The 18,594-nt window shown below is 38.7% G+C and carries 21 protein-coding genes; 5 read left to right on the forward strand and 16 right to left on the reverse strand.

From position 1 onward, the window contains the following. Positions 1-3 precede the first annotated feature (3 nt). From atpB to FC89_RS10705, 6 genes are all read right to left on the reverse strand, one after another. Positions 4-717 (reverse strand): F0F1 ATP synthase subunit A, encoded by a 714-nt coding sequence (atpB, locus tag FC89_RS10680; RefSeq protein WP_057872532.1) that lies wholly within the window; start codon positions 715-717, stop codon positions 4-6. Between the two features lie 369 nt (positions 718-1,086). Beyond that, positions 1,087-1,716, reverse strand: coding sequence for a uracil phosphoribosyltransferase (gene upp / locus FC89_RS10685; RefSeq protein WP_057872533.1), 630 nt, complete (start codon positions 1,714-1,716; stop codon positions 1,087-1,089). 79 nt (positions 1,717-1,795) lie between these two features. Further along, complete coding sequence (locus FC89_RS10690) at positions 1,796-2,809, reverse strand: L-threonylcarbamoyladenylate synthase (protein ID WP_057872534.1); 1,014 nt, start codon at positions 2,807-2,809, stop codon at positions 1,796-1,798. Between the two features lie 5 nt (positions 2,810-2,814). Next, the gene (gene prmC / locus FC89_RS10695; protein WP_057872535.1) at positions 2,815-3,669 is read right to left on the reverse strand and encodes a peptide chain release factor N(5)-glutamine methyltransferase; all 855 of its coding nucleotides are present in this window, start codon (positions 3,667-3,669) and stop codon (positions 2,815-2,817) included. Then, positions 3,662-4,744: a peptide chain release factor 1 gene (gene prfA / locus FC89_RS10700; RefSeq protein ID WP_057872536.1), complete on the reverse strand. Its 1,083-nt coding sequence runs from the start codon at positions 4,742-4,744 to the stop codon at positions 3,662-3,664. The genes prmC and prfA overlap by 8 nt, the downstream gene beginning before the upstream one ends. A gap of 33 nt (positions 4,745-4,777) precedes the next feature. Next, positions 4,778-5,362: a thymidine kinase gene (locus tag FC89_RS10705; protein WP_057872653.1), complete on the reverse strand. Its 585-nt coding sequence runs from the start codon at positions 5,360-5,362 to the stop codon at positions 4,778-4,780. A gap of 191 nt (positions 5,363-5,553) precedes the next feature. Between FC89_RS10705 and FC89_RS10710 the strand changes: the two genes are divergently transcribed. After that, positions 5,554-6,903, forward strand: a complete 1,350-nt coding sequence (locus tag FC89_RS10710; RefSeq protein ID WP_057872537.1) for a Mur ligase family protein — start codon at positions 5,554-5,556, stop codon at positions 6,901-6,903. Position 6,904: 1 nt separating this feature from the next. Then, entirely contained in the window at positions 6,905-7,609 is a 705-nt protein-coding gene (locus tag FC89_RS10715) for a type 1 glutamine amidotransferase (protein WP_057872538.1), read from the forward strand. 49 nt (positions 7,610-7,658) lie between these two features. On the opposite strand, the gene FC89_RS10720 is transcribed toward FC89_RS10715, so the two are convergent. Together FC89_RS10720 and FC89_RS10725 are read right to left on the reverse strand one after the other, a co-directional pair. After that, entirely contained in the window at positions 7,659-8,663 is a 1,005-nt protein-coding gene (locus FC89_RS10720; RefSeq protein ID WP_057872539.1) for a serine hydrolase domain-containing protein, read from the reverse strand. Further along, the gene (locus FC89_RS10725; RefSeq protein WP_057872540.1) at positions 8,660-9,337 is read right to left on the reverse strand and encodes a histidine phosphatase family protein; all 678 of its coding nucleotides are present in this window, start codon (positions 9,335-9,337) and stop codon (positions 8,660-8,662) included. The genes FC89_RS10720 and FC89_RS10725 overlap by 4 nt, the downstream gene beginning before the upstream one ends. Before the next feature lie 107 nt (positions 9,338-9,444). Between FC89_RS10725 and FC89_RS10730 the strand changes: the two genes are divergently transcribed. Then, positions 9,445-9,774 (forward strand): hypothetical protein, encoded by a 330-nt coding sequence (locus FC89_RS10730; protein WP_057872541.1) that lies wholly within the window; start codon positions 9,445-9,447, stop codon positions 9,772-9,774. 1 nt (position 9,775) lies between these two features. On the opposite strand, the gene FC89_RS10735 is transcribed toward FC89_RS10730, so the two are convergent. The 4 genes from FC89_RS10735 to FC89_RS10750 form a co-directional block, all read right to left on the reverse strand. Then, positions 9,776-10,981: an MFS transporter gene (locus FC89_RS10735; RefSeq protein WP_057872542.1), complete on the reverse strand. Its 1,206-nt coding sequence runs from the start codon at positions 10,979-10,981 to the stop codon at positions 9,776-9,778. Positions 10,982-11,132: 151 nt separating this feature from the next. After that, positions 11,133-11,396: a hypothetical protein gene (locus tag FC89_RS10740; protein WP_057872654.1), complete on the reverse strand. Its 264-nt coding sequence runs from the start codon at positions 11,394-11,396 to the stop codon at positions 11,133-11,135. 71 nt (positions 11,397-11,467) lie between these two features. Further along, on the reverse strand, positions 11,468-12,208 hold the full coding sequence (locus FC89_RS10745) for an amino acid ABC transporter ATP-binding protein (protein ID WP_057872543.1): 741 nt from the start codon (positions 12,206-12,208) through the stop codon (positions 11,468-11,470). Then, positions 12,208-13,662 (reverse strand): amino acid ABC transporter substrate-binding protein/permease, encoded by a 1,455-nt coding sequence (locus tag FC89_RS10750; RefSeq protein WP_057872544.1) that lies wholly within the window; start codon positions 13,660-13,662, stop codon positions 12,208-12,210. The genes FC89_RS10745 and FC89_RS10750 overlap by 1 nt, the downstream gene beginning before the upstream one ends. A 600-nt stretch (positions 13,663-14,262) precedes the next feature. On the opposite strand from FC89_RS10750, the gene FC89_RS10755 reads away from it, so the two are divergent. After that, entirely contained in the window at positions 14,263-14,976 is a 714-nt protein-coding gene (locus FC89_RS10755; protein ID WP_057872545.1) for a beta/alpha barrel domain-containing protein, read from the forward strand. A gap of 81 nt (positions 14,977-15,057) precedes the next feature. On the opposite strand, the gene FC89_RS10760 is transcribed toward FC89_RS10755, so the two are convergent. The 4 genes from FC89_RS10760 to menB form a co-directional block, all read right to left on the reverse strand. Then, complete coding sequence (locus tag FC89_RS10760) at positions 15,058-15,240, reverse strand: hypothetical protein (RefSeq protein WP_057872546.1); 183 nt, start codon at positions 15,238-15,240, stop codon at positions 15,058-15,060. Positions 15,241-15,304: 64 nt separating this feature from the next. Next, the gene (locus FC89_RS10765; RefSeq protein WP_057872547.1) at positions 15,305-15,502 is read right to left on the reverse strand and encodes a hypothetical protein; all 198 of its coding nucleotides are present in this window, start codon (positions 15,500-15,502) and stop codon (positions 15,305-15,307) included. A gap of 166 nt (positions 15,503-15,668) precedes the next feature. After that, positions 15,669-17,126: an o-succinylbenzoate--CoA ligase gene (locus FC89_RS10770; protein WP_057872548.1), complete on the reverse strand. Its 1,458-nt coding sequence runs from the start codon at positions 17,124-17,126 to the stop codon at positions 15,669-15,671. Positions 17,127-17,160: 34 nt separating this feature from the next. After that, positions 17,161-17,979, reverse strand: coding sequence for a 1,4-dihydroxy-2-naphthoyl-CoA synthase (gene menB, locus FC89_RS10775; protein ID WP_057872549.1), 819 nt, complete (start codon positions 17,977-17,979; stop codon positions 17,161-17,163). Between the two features lie 56 nt (positions 17,980-18,035). On the opposite strand from menB, the gene FC89_RS10780 reads away from it, so the two are divergent. Further along, a complete protein-coding gene (locus FC89_RS10780) occupies positions 18,036-18,419 on the forward strand; it encodes a PaaI family thioesterase (protein WP_057872550.1) in 384 nt (127 codons plus the stop codon). The last annotated feature ends 175 nt before the right edge of the window (positions 18,420-18,594 follow it).

An 18,594-nucleotide genomic window follows, 5' to 3' on the forward strand; every position in this document is an offset into this window, starting at 1 on the left:
TAATTACTCTTTTTCAACTTTTTGAGAAATATAAACCATTGTCAATGTGACAAATACGTAGGCTTGGATACTTCCAATAAAGACCGAGAAGCCTTGCCAGATAATTTCAAGTGGCACTGCCGGAACAAATGAAGCAATTCCATAAACCTTGCTGAATTTATAAATTAATTTCAGCAGAACTTCGCCGGAATAGATATTCCCATACAGACGAAGAGCTAGTGTCAAAAAATTTGTAAATTCCTCTAGTACGCTGATCGGTAACAGAAAAGGAATCGGACTCAAATAAGTATTTTTAAAATACCCTCTGAAGCCAAATTTTTTAACTCCTAGAAAATGAGCCAATAGTAAAACCATAAATGCCAATGTCATGGTCGTCATTACATTCGCAGTTGGGCTTTTAACATAGGTGACATTGTTTACCGTGATCTGCAGCATCAAGCCAAGTTGGTTTGATACAAAAATAAAAGAAAACAGCGTAAAAATTAATAATCCAAATTTTTGGCCGTCTCGACCCGGCATCGTACTTTTGATTATGCTATTGGTAAAATCGATGATCCACTCAATCACGTTCTGCTTTCCGGTTGGTTTCATTTCAATTCTTCTTGATAGAAAAAACATTAAAAAGAAAACAATGGCCGCAGCAATTAATCCTGGGACATCATTTCCGATATTGAAAGGAATACCAAAAAAAGTCTGAACATTAGCTCCTTCGTTCACTAAGTTTCACCTCTTTTCACTCCAGATGCATCGCCCAGCGACATAAAGAAAATTACAACAAGTTCCAAAGATTATATCTCTGAATACAATGAGAATGATACCACCATTTTACAAAAAACACAAAACGTTTTTAAAAGTCAAAAAGCGTTTTCTATGGCAATTTGTCAGCTTATCTTTCAGAAAACCAATTAAAAGAGGCGTTTATTTTCGACACTTTTTCATGAATTTGTGCAATAATTCGCAAATCACATGAAAAGTGACTAACTCGTTTGCAAAAAAAAATAAAACTGCAACAAAATCAATATTTGCTCAGTCTTATTCAGTGTTTATGCTCAAACTTGCTTTTTCTTGGCTAAGCTAGCCAGAATGTTACTTGGTTCCAAATAATCGGTCACCAGCATCGCCTAATCCAGGGACAATATAGCCGTTCTCATTCAAGTGATCGTCCAAAGCAGCCGCAAAAATATCAATATCCGGGTGCTTTTCGCGCAAAGCTTTAACCCCTTCAGGAGCTGCAACTAAACAGACAAATTTAATGCTGACTGCCCCACGTTTCTTTAAAGCATCAACTGCCATAATTGCCGAACCGCCAGTCGCCAGCATTGGATCAACAATAAAAATTTCTCGACTTGCTAAGTTATCCGGCATTTTAACAAAATACTCGACTGGTTTAAGTGTTTTTTCGTCACGGTACATACCGACATGACCGACCTTAGCTGCTGGAATCAATTCTAAGATACCATCAACCATTCCTAAACCAGCCCGCAAAATTGGTACAATTACAACCTTTTTGCCTGCCAAATGCTTCATTTTTGCTTTAGCAATTGGTGTTTCGATTACACAATCTTCTAATGGCATATCCCGTGAAACCTCATATGCCATTAACTCCGCAATTTCATTGACAACTTCACGAAATTCTCGAGTACCGCAATTCTTATCCCGAATAATTGACAACTTGTGCTGAATCAATGGATGATCTAAAACTTTAAATTTTCCCAATTTAGCCACTCCTTTATTATCCTTGTATATTTTAGCGAATAATTTGCCAGTTGACCAGACTTAAAACCCAACAATTTTGTTACTTGAAAAATTGATTACCTGAAGATTTTTTCAAACGGTTCATGTATGCCAAACCCAGCCCGGTTTCCGGATAAGCAGCTGCTAAAATCCAATTGACTTTCTGCCGATCATCAAAATTGCGCAATCCGGCAAACAAGCGCTGACTAGCGGAAACAACATCATTGCCCAAATCAAACGGCAAACACTGCTGCGGTAATTTTTGCTGCAAAATTTCAGTCGGTGCCATGACTCCGATTTTTTCCGATTGCTTAGCAGCCCAAGCCAACGCTGCTGGCCATTGATCAGCCCGCACCATTAAAACCTGAGCATCTGGAGCATAGTGCTTGTATTTCATACCTGGTGCTTTAGGTATCTCCTTAGCCCCAACCTGATGTACCTCTGAGCTTACCGGCTGCTGCAAGACAGCTTCAAGTTGGACAACTGTGACTGCCCCGGGACGCAAAACAGCCGGCTGGTCAGTTGACATATCAATAATCGTTGACTCAACTCCGACTTGTGTTGGACCATCATCAACGATTCCAGCGATTCGTCCTTCCAAATCATGAAAAACGTGCTGTGCTGTTGTCGGACTCGGTTTGCCTGATGAATTAGCCGATGGTCCAACCAATGGAACTCCGGTTAATTCAATCAACTTACGCGTGATTTCATTTGCCGGCATCCGAAAAGCTGCCGTTTCTAAACCGCCAGTTACCGCTTTTGATAGTGAACCAGGTTTAATTTTAAAAATCAAAGTCAGTGGGCCTGGCCAGAATTCGTCAATCAGCTTTTTTGCTGCTGAACTGATTTCTGCCACGTATTGCTGAACCATTTCCAGCGAAGCAACTGTCACTATCAACGGATTATCCGATGGTCGTCCTTTAGCCAGATAAACCCGTTTAACTGCCTGCTGGTTCGTTGCATCAGCACCTAAGCCGTAAACTGTTTCTGTCGGGAAAGCAATCAACTCACCCTTTTGTAATTCCGAAGCAGCTGTTTTCAGCTCACTAGGCTGATAAATTTTAGTAATTAACAAGAATCTTACCTCCCCGTAAAACGCACGCGTACCATTCGATCTTTGCCAGCAATATCTTTTTTGCTGCTGACTTGAGCCATCGGAAAGCGCGATTGAAATATTTTTTTAACTGCTGCTGCTTGCCGAAAACCGATTTCCAAATACAAGCTGCCGGTTGCTGTTAATTTATCAGCTAATTGTTCAGCCAGCCGACGGTAGATCTGTAACCCATTTTCGGCAGCAAACAATGCTACTGCCGGCTCGTGTTCTAAAACACTGCGATCCATTAAAGACCGTTCATCAGCGGCAATATATGGTGGATTTGAAACTATCACATCATATTTGCCGGTTAACGGCGCTAATAAATCACCACTAACCGCAGAAATTTTTGCCTGCAATCGATCAGCATTTTTTTGCGCTGTTTGCAAAGCTGCCGGAGACAAATCAGTTAGCAGCAGCTGCCAATTTGGCCGCTCTAATTTAAGCGAAATACCGATTGCACCGCTGCCGGTCCCGATATCAGCAACCTTTAACATCGTTTGTTGTGAAAAATCAGCTAGAACCCATTCAACTAATTCCTCGGTTTCCGGACGCGGAATTAAAACAGTCGGATCAACCAAAAAATCGTGTCCAAAAAAAGCAGCATGACCCAAAAGATACTGTACCGGCCAACCGGTCAAATAACGTTGAATCATCCCTTCTAATTGTTGTTGCTGAGACAATGGCAATAATTCACGCTGTTGCCGCAATAATTCAATTGGTGTCCAGCCGGTTATCCCCAGTAATAATTCAGTTACTGCCGGCGGCTCGCCACCGCGACTGCTGACTAATTTTTGAAAATACTGCTGTGCTTGAAAATAAGTCAGCTGCTGCTTAATCATCTTGCAGCTGCTCCAATTTTTTAGTTTGATCAAATAGAATTAATGCATCAATTACTTCTTCCAAATTACCATTCATAATTCGATCCAGCTTGTTGAGAGTTAATCCAATTCGATGATCTGTTACCCGATTTTGCGGATAATTGTAAGTCCGGATACGTTCAGAACGATCTCCGGTACCCACAGCCGATTTACGGTTAGCATCATAAGCCTGTTGTTCTTGTGAAGAATAATAGTCATAGACACGTGCCTTAAGAATTTTCATCGCTTTTTCGCGGTTTTGCTGTTGTGAGCGTTGATCCTGCATCGCAACTACAATTCCTGTTGGTAAATGTGTCATTCGAACAGCTGATGAAGTTTTATTGATATGCTGGCCACCGGCACCGGAAGAACGGTAGACATCAACGCGAATATCTTTCGGATCCAAATCAATTTCTACGTCTTCTTCTTCAGGCATAACTACTACTGTTGCTGTTGAAGTATGCACCCGACCAGCAGATTCCGTTACTGGTACCCGCTGAACACGATGAGCACCGCTTTCGTATTTTAGTTTGGAATACACACTTTTACCGTTGATCACCAATGCGATTTCTTTAAAACCGCCAACTTCAGTTACATTTTTATCAATAACTTGAATCGTCCATCCCTGTTTTTCAGCATACTTAGAATACATTTCAAACAGATCAGCTGCAAACAAACTAGCCTCGTCACCGCCAGCAGCTCCACGAATCTCCATGATAATATTTTTGTCATCATTAGGATCTTTAGGCAACAATAAAACCTTAATTTTTTCTTCAAGCTGATCACGTTTATCTTTGGCTTGGGCTAACTCATCTTTAACCATTTGTGCCATTTCATCATCAAGCTTGTCATTTAGCATTTCTTCATCGTCTTTAATCGTTTGGACTGTTTTCTTGTATTCACGATATTTTTCGACGGTTTCCCGTAAATCAGCCATTTCTTTTGATAGCTTGGTAAACTTGGCTGTATCGGCAATAATTTCCGGATCAGAAAGCAGCTCCCCTAACTCTTCATACCGATCCTCCAATGTTTGCAGTCGTTTAAATAAATCATTCATTCCAGCTTTCCTCCATTAAAATAAATCCTAGTTCTAATTTCTTGTTTCTTTCAAAACCGGGTGCAAATAGTGACGCCGACAAACCGGATAGTAACTTTCATTACCACCAATTTTTATCTGTTCACCGCTATAAACCGGCCGTCCATTGTCGATTCGCAAATTCATGATTGCTTTTTTGTTGCAAAACCAGCAAATCGTCTTCATCTCCTCGATCTTGTCAGCATAGAGCAGCAAATATTTCGATCCTTCAAATAGTTCATTACGAAAATCATTCTTTAAGCCAAAGGTCATCACGGGTATTTTCAATTCATCAACGATTCGTGCCAACTCAATCACGTGCTGTTTTTTTAAAAATTGGGCTTCATCAACTAAAATACAAGCTAATTTTTGCGAACTTTGAGCTGCCATTTCAAAAATATTCGTTTGCTCGAAAATCGGCTGTGCCTGTCGTTTTAAACCGATTCGGCTTGCAATTTCGCCAATTTTCTCACGATTATCAACTGCACTCGTCAACAACATGACTTTTTTTTGCTGTTCTTCATAATTATGTGCAACTTTAAGAATCTCAATGCTCTTGCCGCTATTCATTGCTCCATAACGGAAAAATAATTGTGCCACAACTAACAACTCCAAATTTAGACTTTCCTATTAAGTATATATGATTTGCTGTGAAAATTCACTAAGCAGGAAAATTCTGCACAAAAGTCCATTTCTTAAGACTAAAAAAACATCTGCTAGCAGTATTTTATGATATGATACAAACTAGTACTAAACAAGCACGACCCATTTTTGAATGGAGGAACACAGTCATGTCATTAAGAAGTACGGCAGCAATTACCGTTGGGAAAAGTTCACACTGGTTTTTACATCATTTTCTGCATGGGGGAACCTCTTTACCCGGGAAAATCACTTTAGCTTTTGATCCCGATGTCCTAGAGACTCTGGGAGCTAACTACGAAACAGTCTTAATTACTGGAACCAACGGAAAAACACTAACAACTGCCTTGACAGTAAAAGTTTTGCAAACAACTTATCAGAATGTTTTAACCAATCCAAGCGGTTCAAATATGAAGCAAGGAATTGTTACGGCATTCTTAACAGCCAAAAAAACCGCTAGTGGCAAACAATTAGCAATTTTGGAAACTGATGAAGCAAATGTCGAATTGGTAACACGCTATTTACATCCGAAAGTTTTTGTTTTAACAAATATTTTTCGTGATCAAATGGACCGTTATGGTGAAATTTATACAACTTATGACAAAATATTAAATGGAATTCGTTTAGAACCCAAGGCGACAATTATTGCCAATGGAGATGCACCAATCTTTAATAGTAAGGATTTGCCCAATCCGACAATTTATTATGGATTTGATCTTGGAAATGATCAAGAATTACAAGCAGCTCCGAATACTGATGGTTTATTATGTCCTAATTGTCAACACATTTTACATTATCACCAATTAACCTACAGCAATTTGGGAAAATATTATTGTCCCAACTGTGGGTTTTCTCGGCCGCAATTGCAGCATATTGTTACTGAATTAACCGAACAAACTCCAGTCAGCTCAACTATAAAAATTGATAATCAACCGCTGACCTTGCATATTGGTGGAACTTATAATATTTACAATGCATTAGCCGCTTATAGTGTTGGATGTTTCTTTGATGTTCCAGCTGAAGAAATTGCAACTGCTTTAAACGCCAACGATCAAAAAGTTTTTGGTCGGCAAGAAGTTATTAATCTGGAAAATAAAGAATTAACTTTAATTCTCGTCAAAAATCCAGTTGGACTTGATCAAGTTTTGCAAATGATCAAAACTGACCAGCAACCATTTTCACTAGCCGTTTTGTTAAATGCTAATTACGCTGACGGTATTGATACCAGTTGGATTTGGGATGGGCGGTTTGAGCAGCTGCCATTCGAACGAATTCCAATGGTATTGGCTGGTGGTGAACGTTGGAAAGACATTGCTTTTCGCTTAAAAGTAGCTGGTGCTGAGCAAACTGATTTTAAAAAAATTGCATCGCTACCGGCAGTTCTTGAAAGTCTAAAACAAGTTCCAACCAAACACATTTATGTTTTAGCAACTTACACTGCCATGCTGCAACTGCGAAAATTAATGGCTGAACAAGGCTACCTTAAGGAAGGGATGGAATGAGATGAAGTATCAATTACGTGTTGCTCATTTATATGGTGATCTCTTAAACACTTACGGTGATATCGGCAATATTTTAGTTTTGCAATATTATGCTAAACAGATGAATGTTGAGCTAATTACCAAAGTTATCAGCCTTGATGATGATTTTCAAGCCGCTGACTTTGATCTAGCTTTTTTTGGCGGCGGACAAGATTATGAACAATTGATCGTTTCACATAATATTCAACATAAAAAAACTGAATTGACCAAATTCATCGAAGCTGGTGGACCAATGTTGGCCATTTGCGGTGGTTACCAACTGCTAGGTGAATATTATATTGGTGCTAAAGGCGAAAAGATTGCCGGAATCAGCGCCCTACCACATTATACTAAAAGTCAGGTCAACCACCGCTTTATTGGTGATATTGAAATCCAAAACCAAGAGACTGGACAAAAATATCATGGGTTTGAAAATCATAATGGTTTAACTTATCTTGGAAAAAATGAAAAAGCTTTGGGCAAAGTTCTCAGCGGTCATGGCAACAACGGGCAAGATGGTACTGAAGGAGCCATTTATAAAAATGTCTACTGTTCATACTTTCATGGTCCAATTCTTGCCCGCAATGGCGAATTGGCTAAACGTTTATTGTTGATAGCATTAAAACGTCGTTATCCAGATGCCGATTTAAATCAGGCCGAAAACTTAGAAATCTCGCCTACGTATTAAGATTTCTAGCTTATACTAAGTAAAAACAGCGGTCAGTGACCGCTGTTTTTTATTGATCTTTTTCTTTCAAATAAGCAGTAATGATTTGATCACGACGCTTCAAAAATAAATCATTTTTTTCATTGGGATGGATTCGATTCGTTAAGACAATCAAAGCCTGCTTAGTTGCTAAGTCTAGCAGCATAAAGGTTCCAGTATAACCTGTATGATAGATGCAAGCCCGTCCAACAGAATCATAACGTAAATCCCAGCCAAATGAACGTCCCAAATCATGTGAGGGTGTCTGATCGGCAAATAAACATTGGCGTAATTCAGCTGAAAATAATTTGGGTTGCAATTCATCCGCCAATAGCCAATCTGCAAAACGCATTAAGTCACTTAATGGAGCAAACAAGCCCGCTGAACCGCAATGTTCTTGGAGAATTTGTGCTTTGGGATCATGCACAATTCCTTGCAACAAGCCCTTTTCAGCTGAATAACAAGTTGGAACACAGGCTTTTGCAACTGGCTGAAAAGTGCTGCTTTTCAGCTGCAGCGGCTGTAATACATGCTCACTAATCACTTGCTGGACCGGCTTTTGATAAAATGTTTCAATGATTTCTCCCAAAAAGATCAAGCCGATATCTGAATATTCGACCCGTTTTCCCAGCCAATCACCCGTATGCAAGGTAAACAATGCTTGCGTTAACTGACTTGCCGACAATTGATTTCGATGTAAAATGTAGCCTGTAATAGCCGCAGTATGCGTCAATAATTCTCTGATCGTTACTCGCCAATCATAAAATTGCGGTAAAAATTTTTTAACTGGATCTTCAAAACTGAGTTTACCAGTTGATACTAAATGTAATATCATCGTCGTTGTCCCAATTACTTTAGTCAATGACGCTAAATCATATAGTTGCCCTGGTTTTAATCGCTTTTTCACTGGCACCAGCTGACTATAGCCAAATACTTCCTGCTGCCATTTATCGCGCTGTTTCATTGCATAGGAAACGCCTGGTACAACCTGATCTTCGGTTAATCGATGAATTAATTTCGTCGTAAATGGATTCAATCTTTTTTGCCTTCTTTAAGTTTGCTAGTTGGAATTGCCAAAAGTTTAAACTGCGAATTATCATAGTCAACTCGATAAACATGAGCATTTTTAATCAAAAGGCGTGGCACTTTTCCATTTAAGCTTTCAATAAACACTGATAAGATCAAGGCATGGGCTACAATTAAGACATTACTTTCTGTCGGTCGTGAAGCATACCTTTCACCCAAATCCTCCATAAAATAATTAATTCGCTGACTTAATTGCTGTGCATCTTCAATCTGTGAAGTTTGATCAATTGTATGAAATAAATTTGTCAGCTCCATCGCATGATGATGATGGTACATTGCTTTCCAAATATTCAACGGTCCTAATTGCTGTAAAAAATGTGGTAGAACTTGGCGATTTTTACCTTCTTCGTATTCACCAAAACTTAATTCCCGCAATCGTGGCTCCTGAAAAATTGGTATTTGCGGTTGAATATTTTCTTGTAAAATTAATTTAGCTGTTTTTAAAGTTCGATCCAGATCACTGGTATAAGCAGCCGCAAACCTAACATGCTGTAATTGCTGCCCCAATTTACGCGCTGATCTTTGACCCTTATTAGTCAATGGTGAATCTGTAATTCCTTGCAATCGATGCCAACGATTCAACTGAGTTTGTCCATGTCTAACTAAATAAAAATGAACTGTCATTTTATCACCAACTTATTAAATAATTAATACTTAATTCTAAGATAGTTCAATTATAACAAAATTGCTGGTACAATTATGATAAAAATAACAAAGAGGATTTGATTAACATGGCTAGTAACTCCGATTCGATTTTTAATTTACTTTCATATTTGCATCGCCATCCGCAGCAAGCTCAAAAGATGCCTACTGTTGAAAATAATATTGTTCGCTTAAAAATCGATCAAGCAATTAAAGTTTCTTATGCTGATATCTACTTTCCTAAAAATCATTTAATGGTGAACCGTTTAACAGATAGCTTTGTTGCTAAACATGGTGAATTATTAGATTATTATCAAGCCTTTACCAAAATGAAAACACCACATTACCATGAAGTCTGGGTCACTAGTTCATTTATAACCCCAGCTAACTGTTTTTTTATTGAGCTTTCATTTGAGTAAACTATGCTGTTTTTTTATTAGTTAAAATCAGCATCAGTAAATTAATAATCAACAGACCTGCTGTGAACAAAAAAACAGCTTGGTAACTGAAGACGCTTGAAACTAAAGAACCTAATAATGGTCCGGCTACTCCGCCAATTGCCTGCGATGATTGGTTATAACTGAAGATCCGACCAAAAGCCTCCTGCGGGACATCAACGGTTAAAACTGTTTGAACTGCTGGTAACATAGCAGCACTGGCTAACCCGAGCAGAAAACGTAAAATTCCTAATTGTAAGGTAGTTGTTACGAAGTACATCGGGATAAACACCAGCGTACTAATTACTAAGCCAAAAAGCAATATTTTCTGCGGCCCGACTTGATCCATTAAATGCCCAACACGCGAAGCAACTAATAAGGTTCCAAAGCCCGGCATAGCTGCAACGATCCCGCTGACTAATGAAATATTGCCTTGACCATGCATCAATTGCCGAACAAATAAACTAATAATCGGTGAAATTGACATCAATGATGATTGCACTAATAAAGTAGTCAAAAACATTACTAAAATGAAATTCCGATTGGCCAATTGACTAAAGATTTGCCTGATTGGTTTCATTTTTTGAACTGGAATTGGCGTAAAGTGTTCTTTAACCATAAAAGCCGTTAACAAGAAGGTCACGCCCATTAAAATTCCGGTAATAAAAAATGGCATCCGATAACCTAAAATGCCCGCCAAGTAACCGCCAAATAACGGTCCCAACAAAGTTCCGGTAACATTTGCGGTCATTAGATTTCCCATTACTTGGCCGCTGTGCTGATGAGGTGTTTCACCAGCCATTAATGCAGTAGCATTATTAATGTAACCTGAAAAGGCTCCTTGAAGTAATCTTAAAATAATTACTGTTGCAACATTTTGAGCAGCACCCACTAAGAAAATCGTGCACGCCATTACTCCCGAAGCACGTAAACACATCAGTTTACGACCGCGCAGATCAGCTAATTTCCCCCAAAATGGAGAAACAATTGCTTGTGATAAATACGTAATTGAAAAGGCAATTCCTGAATAAAAGTTTAATTGCCAATTGCTAAAGTGTCCAAGGGTATCAATATATAGTGAAATAAACGGCATTGTCATCGAATAGCCTAAAGCTGTAATAAAACAGCCGATCCATAGGCTGATAAAACTGCGACGCCATTGCTTATGCCGGATGGATGTTTTTGTCATGAATTTTTTCTCCTCGTAAGTAATCAACTTAATCATATCATTATCAAATTAAGCGGTCTATCTTTGTACAATAAAAACAATTAATCTTAACCACAGAAAAAGCGCAACGATTCGCTGCGCTTTTCATTTAAATTAGTATTTCAAATCGATCCTAATCATCAAGATCCCGTTCGATATTTAAGCCGTAAAGTTTGCTGACTGGTTCATTCTTATTAACTGGATGAACGACTAGAATAGTTGTTGCCCCTTTACTGCTGACATACCCAGCAAATTCAGCCACTTCTTCTACTTGATAAGCTAAACCGTCGGAATTATAAATATATTGTCCGGCAACTGGCATGCTCTCAAAATACACTTTGTTCATCCGATAATACTCATTTTCACCATCATGCATTACCAGTACTACTTTAAACAAGTACATCACCTCTCCATCTAGCAAACTCAATAAACTATTAAACCAGCAGCTAGATGAACAGCTTTCAAAGCTTAGACATTGATTACCTTTTCCAAGAAAGCCTTCGTACGATCATTTTGCGGGTGTTCAAAAACATCCGTTGGTTTTCCTTCTTCAACAACCTTGCCATCAGCCATGAAAACTACCCGATCAGCTACCTCTTTGGCAAATCCCATCTCATGCGTAACCACTACCATGGTCATGCCTTCTTTGGCCAATTTTTTCATAACTGCTAAAACATCACCGACCATTTCAGGGTCAAGCGCTGAGGTGGGTTCGTCAAATAACATTATATCAGGTTTCATCGCAAGTGCACGTGCGATTGCCACCCGCTGCTTCTGTCCACCGGATAATGAGCGTGGCATTGCATCGTACTTGTCAACCAGACCGACTGTCTCAAGTAATTTTTTGGCCTGATCAGCCGCCTCTTCTTTTGATGCTTTGCCCAGTTCGGTTGGAGCTAAAGCAATATTTTGTTCAACTGTTAAATTATTAAATAAATTAAAATGCTGAAAAACCATTCCGATATTTTCACGAGCTTGGTCAATATTAGTTTTAGAATCACTGATATCCTTACCATCAATTACAATTTTACCGGAAGTCGGATCTTCCAAACGATTTAAGCAACGCAGTAAAGTACTTTTACCAGAACCTGACGGCCCGATTAAAACTACCACTTCATTGTTAGCCACCTCAAAATTAATTCCCTTTAAAACATGATTATCACCGAAATTTTTTACTAAGTTCTTAACATCGACTTTTAAATCTGTCATTAGTCATTGATCCTCCGTTCTACCCATTTTGATAATAGTGTCAAGATTGTGATCAACAGCAGATAGATTACTGCAACAATCGTCCACACCTTAAAGCCCTGCAAGTTTCTGGCAATAATAATTTTACCAGTTTGTGTCAATTCCAAAATCCCGATAATTGATAAAATCGATGTATCCTTCAATGTGATAATAAACTGATTGATAAATGAAGGAACCATAATTTTTATTCCTTGCGGCAAAACAATTTTACTCATTGCCTTACGAAATGGCAAACCTAAACTGCGGGCAGCTTCCATTTGACCAGAGTCGACAGCTTCAATACCCCCCTTGACAAAGGCAGCCGTATAAGCTCCTTCATTCAACGTCAAAGTAATAATACCAGCAACAAAAGCCGGAATCTTTGAACCGGTTAGACTTGGAATCCCATTATAAATAAAGAGTGCCAAAACCAGCAGCGGCAAGCCACGGAAGATATAGATTATAACTGTTGATACACCTTGCGCAAATTTGTTTGGAATAACTCCTAAAAGACCAATCAAAACTCCAAAAATCGTAGCAAAAATAATTGATAACACTGTCAGTTTAAGTGTTTCTAAAATCCCAGATCCGATTGCCTGTCGATTTTGTTTAATCAAACCGATAAAAGTATTGCTTTCTGCATCTTTTTTGTTATTAGACTTTTTGGTTGAAGAAGTAGCCGCAGCGCCAGTATATTTTTTAATAATCTGGTTATACTTGCCATTCTTTTTCAGTTTCGCCAACCCTTTATTAAACATCTTCAACAATTCTTGATTCTGGCCTTTTTTAACCGCAAAACCATATTGACCAATATCGGTTGGCTTAGTAACGACCTTTAAACCTAATCCAGTTTTAACACCATAATTTAAAACGGCACTGTCATCAAAGCAGGCAGCCGAATTGCCAGTTTTTACATCATTATAAACATTATCTGAATCATCAAAGGTTACCACTTTAAAACCATATTTCTTTTTAATTGAGTTAGCGTAGGTTGCACCCTGCGTTCCTGTTTTAACGGCTACTTTCTTGCCTTTCAAATCCTGTAAACCTTTGATCCCACTTTTGGGAGAAACTGCCATAACAATTCCTGATTCATAATAAGGATTTGAAAAATCAAAAGTTTGTTTACGTTCATCAGTAATTGTCATCCCTGCAATTACCCCATCGGTTTGACCTGAACTAACCGATTGAACTGCCGCATTAAATCCCAACGGTTTGATTTTGATTTTAAAACCTTCCTCTTTAGCGATCGAACGAATCAATTCCATATCAATTCCAACATACTTATTATTGGAGTTAGCATAAACAAATGGTGGAAAGGTTACATCGGTTCCAATTGTATAAGTTTTTTCAGCATGAACTGGTGCTTGTCCGCTAAAAAAGAATGCCACGGCAGCAATTACTGTCAGACAAAAAAATGCAAATCTTTTTTTCATGATATCTTCTCCCACTTCTTACTATAATGTTAAAAGTATATCATAAAAATGTCATTAATATGTCAAATGACGTTTTGATAGTGCTTTAATAACCCAAAATAGTTTTTTTTCAAAGATTTAAACGCGATTGACTTTCTTTTCTAAAACAAGATTCTTATTCAATGATAATCAATTAAATTATAATGACAGCAAAACAATTGACTTTTAGTTGTTTTATTTGTATCTTTTTAAGATTGGAAGGAAATAATTTTTTGCCCTAGCAAGACTTACTGGTCAGCTATGGTTACCGATCGTTAGTGGTATAATGTATCCAGAAAAAATAATCATCATTCATGTTGTCAGCTTATTATCTTTAGCCGAACTAATGATCAAGCTTATTGAAGCTAACTTCAAATCCTTCTCCAAAAATGTTTTGCTTTCAAATTTGATTCATTAAGAAATCTATTTTCTATGTGATTAAAAACCACTTCTTTGAAGTAGTTAACGCCATATATACATACACGGCTGACGATCTGCTCAAAAAATTTAATATCATATCAATCAACAGTATCATCATTTAGCCGAGTAATTTACACAATAAATAAAAAGGAGAAATACAACATGGCAAATATTAACCTTAATAGCCGCAAAGATGTTCCTAGCTTAACATCGAAGTTGCGGGGTGATATTGTCTCAGCTCCAGCGGTTATTCGCAACGCTTCCGGAATCAACTTATACGGCAAACGTATCAAAAGTATTATTTATACCATGGACGTTGCTGTAATTGCTAATTGCAATGCAGATGCCGTTTTAGCCGTTTACCCTTGGACACCAAACACTAAAATCTTGGAGGCAATCTCAACAGTTTCTAATGTGCCAATTCTGGCTGGAATCGGTGGCGGCTTAACTAAAGGGTTACGCTCAGCAACAATTGGTTTCTTTGCTGAAGAAAGTGGTGCTCAAGCAGTAGTCTTAAATGCACCGACAACAATTGATACCATTACCGGTGTCGGTAAAGTAGTTGATGTCCCTATTATCTATACCGTTGTCAATCAAAGTGTCGATCTGCATGAAAGAATCAACGCCGGTGTTAAAGCATTCAATATTGCCGGTGGCAAAGATACTGCTAAATTGGTTAAATGGGTGCGTGAAGAAATTCAAGATTATGCTCCGAATTTTCCAATCATTGCTTCCGGTGGCAAAACCACTGAACAAATCCAGCAAACCATTGATGCTGGTGCTAATGCAATTACCTTTACTGCTTACGGTGTAACAGAAGCTACTTTCCAAAAGAAAATGGAACTCTATCGGCAGCAGAACAACCATGAACAATAACTAAAAAACGGTCGGTAAAATTAGACTTAAGCTAATCTTACCGGCCATTGTTATAGCTATCTTCAATTTTAATTCAACTAATTAAGTTCCTTGGAAATAACGATTGCCGCCAATTAATAAAAACAACAACAGCCACAACCACCATAAACCAAAGAAAAGTTTCAACCCAATAATAATCAAAATAAGCGGCAACAAAAAGCCGAAAACACCCTTAAAAATTTTCCAACAGATCCAAATCATAAAAATGATCATCAGTGTTAGCATTAATTCATTCTCCCAACCATTAAATTTAACCCTTGCCCAGTAAATTAAAACAGCAATACCTCTTCTAGCAAGGTTGTTTATCTGAATTGGAAACCGGACGCAAGCTTTTAATCTGACCAGCAGCAACTAGATGTCCATTGACCATCACCGAACCATTACTGATCATCAACCGATTTAACTGCCGAAAAATCTCGGTAAAACTTGCATCAAATTCCTGGTACAACCGTTTGCCATCAACTAATTCAAATTCAATCAATGTCATGAAACATCCCTCCTGCCTAATTTAAAACTTTACGTTAATTAAATTATACCATCAATATTTGATGAAACAGGAAAATGATCGAATTTGTAAGAAAAAATATTATTATTTTAGATTTTGTTAATAATCACAAATAAACTAATATAACTGCTTATGAGATATTAGCTGATCAGTCACTATAATTCCGCAAGTAAAGTTCACGCAGCTTCACGCGACTGATTTTATGACTAGCTGTTCGCGGTAATTCAGCTAACTGAATAAATTTTTGGGGAACTTTATAGTGAGCCAGTCGTTGTCGTCCAAAATCAATCAGTTGTTGTGGCGTTAAAGACTCCTGACTAACATAAAAAGCGCATGGCACTTGGCCCCACTTGCGATCAGTAATTCCAATAACAGCAATCTCTTTAATTGCAGAAAATTGTTGATAAACATTTTCAATTTCTTGTGGGAAAACATTTTCTCCACCTGAGATCAGCATTTCGTCCTGACGTCCACAAATATACAAAAAACCTGCTTGATCATAACGACCCAGATCACCAGTTCTAAACCAGCCGTCTGCAGTCATTTTGGCAAGAAAACCAGCTGTGTCATCCAGATATCCAACTGCCAAATTAGGTCCCTTTAACTGGATCTCACCAATTGGCTGTTCGGCCAGCCTGACCTGCATCGGGAAAAGCGGTTTGCCAACTGAACCTAAATGCTGTGTTGCATCAGTAAAATTCAAAGCAATAACCTGCGAGCAAGTTTCAGTCATTCCATAGGATTGAACAACTGGCAATCCTTTTTGCTGACAAGTTGCTAAAGTTGCGGCAGCAATCGGTCCGCCGCCTAACAAGAAACCCCGAAAACTGCGTTGGTAACCATTTGCTGGATAAATTGCTAATAATTGCTGCAGCATCTGCGGTACAACCGACATTAACGTTACCGGATATTTTTGCAAAAGCTGTGTTGTTGTTTTAGCTGAAAAATGCGGTACCAAAAGTACACCCATCCCGTAAATCAAGCTTCGCATCATAATTGATAATCCACTGATATGAAAAATCGGCAAGGCACATAACCAAAGCTCGGCTGGATCCAAGCCCAAATTGAAAGCTGAACCAACTGCTGAATAAAAATGATTTTGAAAAGTTTGCTTTACTCCATGAGGTTTACCGGTCGTTCCAGAAGTATACATAATCGACGCTACTTTATCAGCTGAAAAGTCAGCTATTGGTTTAATTGAAACTCCCTTTTCTGCAGCCAGCCTGCTCACAAAAATCGGTGATAGCGTCGTAGTCAGCTGCAACTGATCTGCCAAGCTGTCCAAGCTGTCGTCTACGATCAATGCTTGTGGCTGACCAGCACTAATTTGGCGTTCCAACTCAGCATTGCTTAAGCGCCAATTCAACAAAAGCGGCACCCAGCCTAATTGCTGCAATGCCAAGATCACCCGATACCCAGCAGCATTATTCTTAAGCAGCACTGCTACCCGTGTTTGCTCTGGAAGTTTGCCAGCAACATTTACAATTTGTCCAGCTGTTTGTAAAACTTCCGCGGCTAATTGTTGAAAAGTCCAACGCTGCTTGGCAAAGATCAATGCTGTTTTATCGGGATTTATTTGTGCTTGTTTTAATAACCAATTCTGCAACTTACACACTCCAATACTTTAATCAATTGCGGGCTCACGGGAATTTAGGGAACTGATCAAAATCGGGTTTGCGTTTCTGATTAAACGCATCCCGCCCTTCTTTAGCTTCATCAGTTGTGTAATACAGCATTGTCGCATCCCCTGCGAATTGCTGTAAGCCAGCCAAACCATCAGTATCAGCGTTCATTGCCGCCTTAATAAAGCGTAAAGCGGTCGGTGATTTAGTTAATAATTCATCACACCAGTTTAAAGTTTCCGTTTCAACATCTGCCAATGGCACTACTTTGTTGATCCAATTCATTTCATAAGCCTCTTGAGCTGTATACCAGTGGTTCAAAAACCAGACTTCCTTAGCACGTTTATGCCCAATTACCCGTGCCAGATAACCTGAACCGTAGCCAGCATCAAAACTGCCGACTTTAGGACCGGTTTGACCAAACTTGGCATTGTCTGCTGCAATTGTCAGATCACATACCAACTGCAAAACATTGCCACCGCCGACAGACCAGCCTTTAACCATAGCAATAACCGGTTTGGGAATAATTCGAATCAAATGCTGCAGATCCAAAACATTCAGCCGTGGAATCTGATCTTTACCGACATAACCGCCATTTCCCCGAACTCCCTGATCTCCACCGGAACTAAATGCCAAATCACCAGCACCAGTCAAAATAATTACTCCAATGGTACTGTCATCGCGACATAAATTAAAAGCATCGATCAGCTCCATAATTGTCAACGGTGTAAATGCATTTCTTTTTTCAGGACGATTAATTGTCAATTTAGCGATCTTACCGGTTCTTTCAAACAATATCTCTTGGTAATCTTTAACTTTCTGCCATTTGCGGCTCATATTATCAATCCTTTCTGCTAAAATAGATTTTAAAAGTAAACTCAGGAGGCAACATTATGAACCTGCTTGAAGATCTCGGAATTACAGTTGAACAAATCACCATCAAAGAAACTATTATTTCAGTAAAAATTACTGCTAAACTGCTCCAGCCACATGGTATCGTTCATGGTGGTATCAATGCTGTTTTAGCTGAAACAGCAGCTAGCCTAGCTGCTAATAAGCTGGCTGCTGCTAATCAAATAGCCGTTGGTGTTGACTTGAACACACATCACCTGCGTGCGCTTTCAAGTGGTAAAATAGTTGCCCACGCGCACCCACTGCACCTGGGGCGTCACTTGCAGACTTGGGAAGTCAAAACCTTTGCAGCCGGTACTCAAGATCCTACCAGTGTTAGTACCGTAACTACTTGTTTGCAGCCGCGACCACCAAAGCCACTGTAAAATGCATAATTCAAAAATATTGTCCACTAAGTAATTTTAACACTTTCACTTGATTTCACCAATAAAGTCTCCAGCAGCTTAAATTTGATTTTAAGTACTAGGTCTGCTGTACTTTTACCTGCTTATTTCTATATAGGTAGAATAAGTTTACTCATGTTGACAGCAAAAAAGATGA

Origin of the sequence: Liquorilactobacillus ghanensis DSM 18630, assembly GCF_001435235.1 — a bacterium.
Taxonomy (GTDB): domain Bacteria; phylum Bacillota; class Bacilli; order Lactobacillales; family Lactobacillaceae; genus Liquorilactobacillus; species Liquorilactobacillus ghanensis.

Coding starts and splice junctions, on each gene's coding strand:
- prmC (WP_057872535.1), bottom strand. CDS start 3,669: ATGATTAAGCAGCAGCTGACTTATTTTCAAGCACAGCAGTATTTTCAA.
- prfA (WP_057872536.1), bottom strand. CDS start 4,744: ATGAATGATTTATTTAAACGACTGCAAACATTGGAGGATCGGTATGAA.
- FC89_RS10710 (WP_057872537.1), top strand. CDS start 5,554: ATGTCATTAAGAAGTACGGCAGCAATTACCGTTGGGAAAAGTTCACAC.
- FC89_RS10715 (WP_057872538.1), top strand. CDS start 6,905: ATGAAGTATCAATTACGTGTTGCTCATTTATATGGTGATCTCTTAAAC.
- FC89_RS10725 (WP_057872540.1), bottom strand. CDS start 9,337: ATGACAGTTCATTTTTATTTAGTTAGACATGGACAAACTCAGTTGAAT.
- FC89_RS10730 (WP_057872541.1), top strand. CDS start 9,445: ATGGCTAGTAACTCCGATTCGATTTTTAATTTACTTTCATATTTGCAT.
- FC89_RS10735 (WP_057872542.1), bottom strand. CDS start 10,981: ATGACAAAAACATCCATCCGGCATAAGCAATGGCGTCGCAGTTTTATC.
- FC89_RS10745 (WP_057872543.1), bottom strand. CDS start 12,208: ATGACAGATTTAAAAGTCGATGTTAAGAACTTAGTAAAAAATTTCGGT.
- FC89_RS10750 (WP_057872544.1), bottom strand. CDS start 13,662: ATGAAAAAAAGATTTGCATTTTTTTGTCTGACAGTAATTGCTGCCGTG.
- FC89_RS10755 (WP_057872545.1), top strand. CDS start 14,263: ATGGCAAATATTAACCTTAATAGCCGCAAAGATGTTCCTAGCTTAACA.
- FC89_RS10760 (WP_057872546.1), bottom strand. CDS start 15,240: ATGCTAACACTGATGATCATTTTTATGATTTGGATCTGTTGGAAAATT.
- FC89_RS10765 (WP_057872547.1), bottom strand. CDS start 15,502: ATGACATTGATTGAATTTGAATTAGTTGATGGCAAACGGTTGTACCAG.
- menB (WP_057872549.1), bottom strand. CDS start 17,979: ATGAGCCGCAAATGGCAGAAAGTTAAAGATTACCAAGAGATATTGTTT.
- FC89_RS10780 (WP_057872550.1), top strand. CDS start 18,036: ATGAACCTGCTTGAAGATCTCGGAATTACAGTTGAACAAATCACCATC.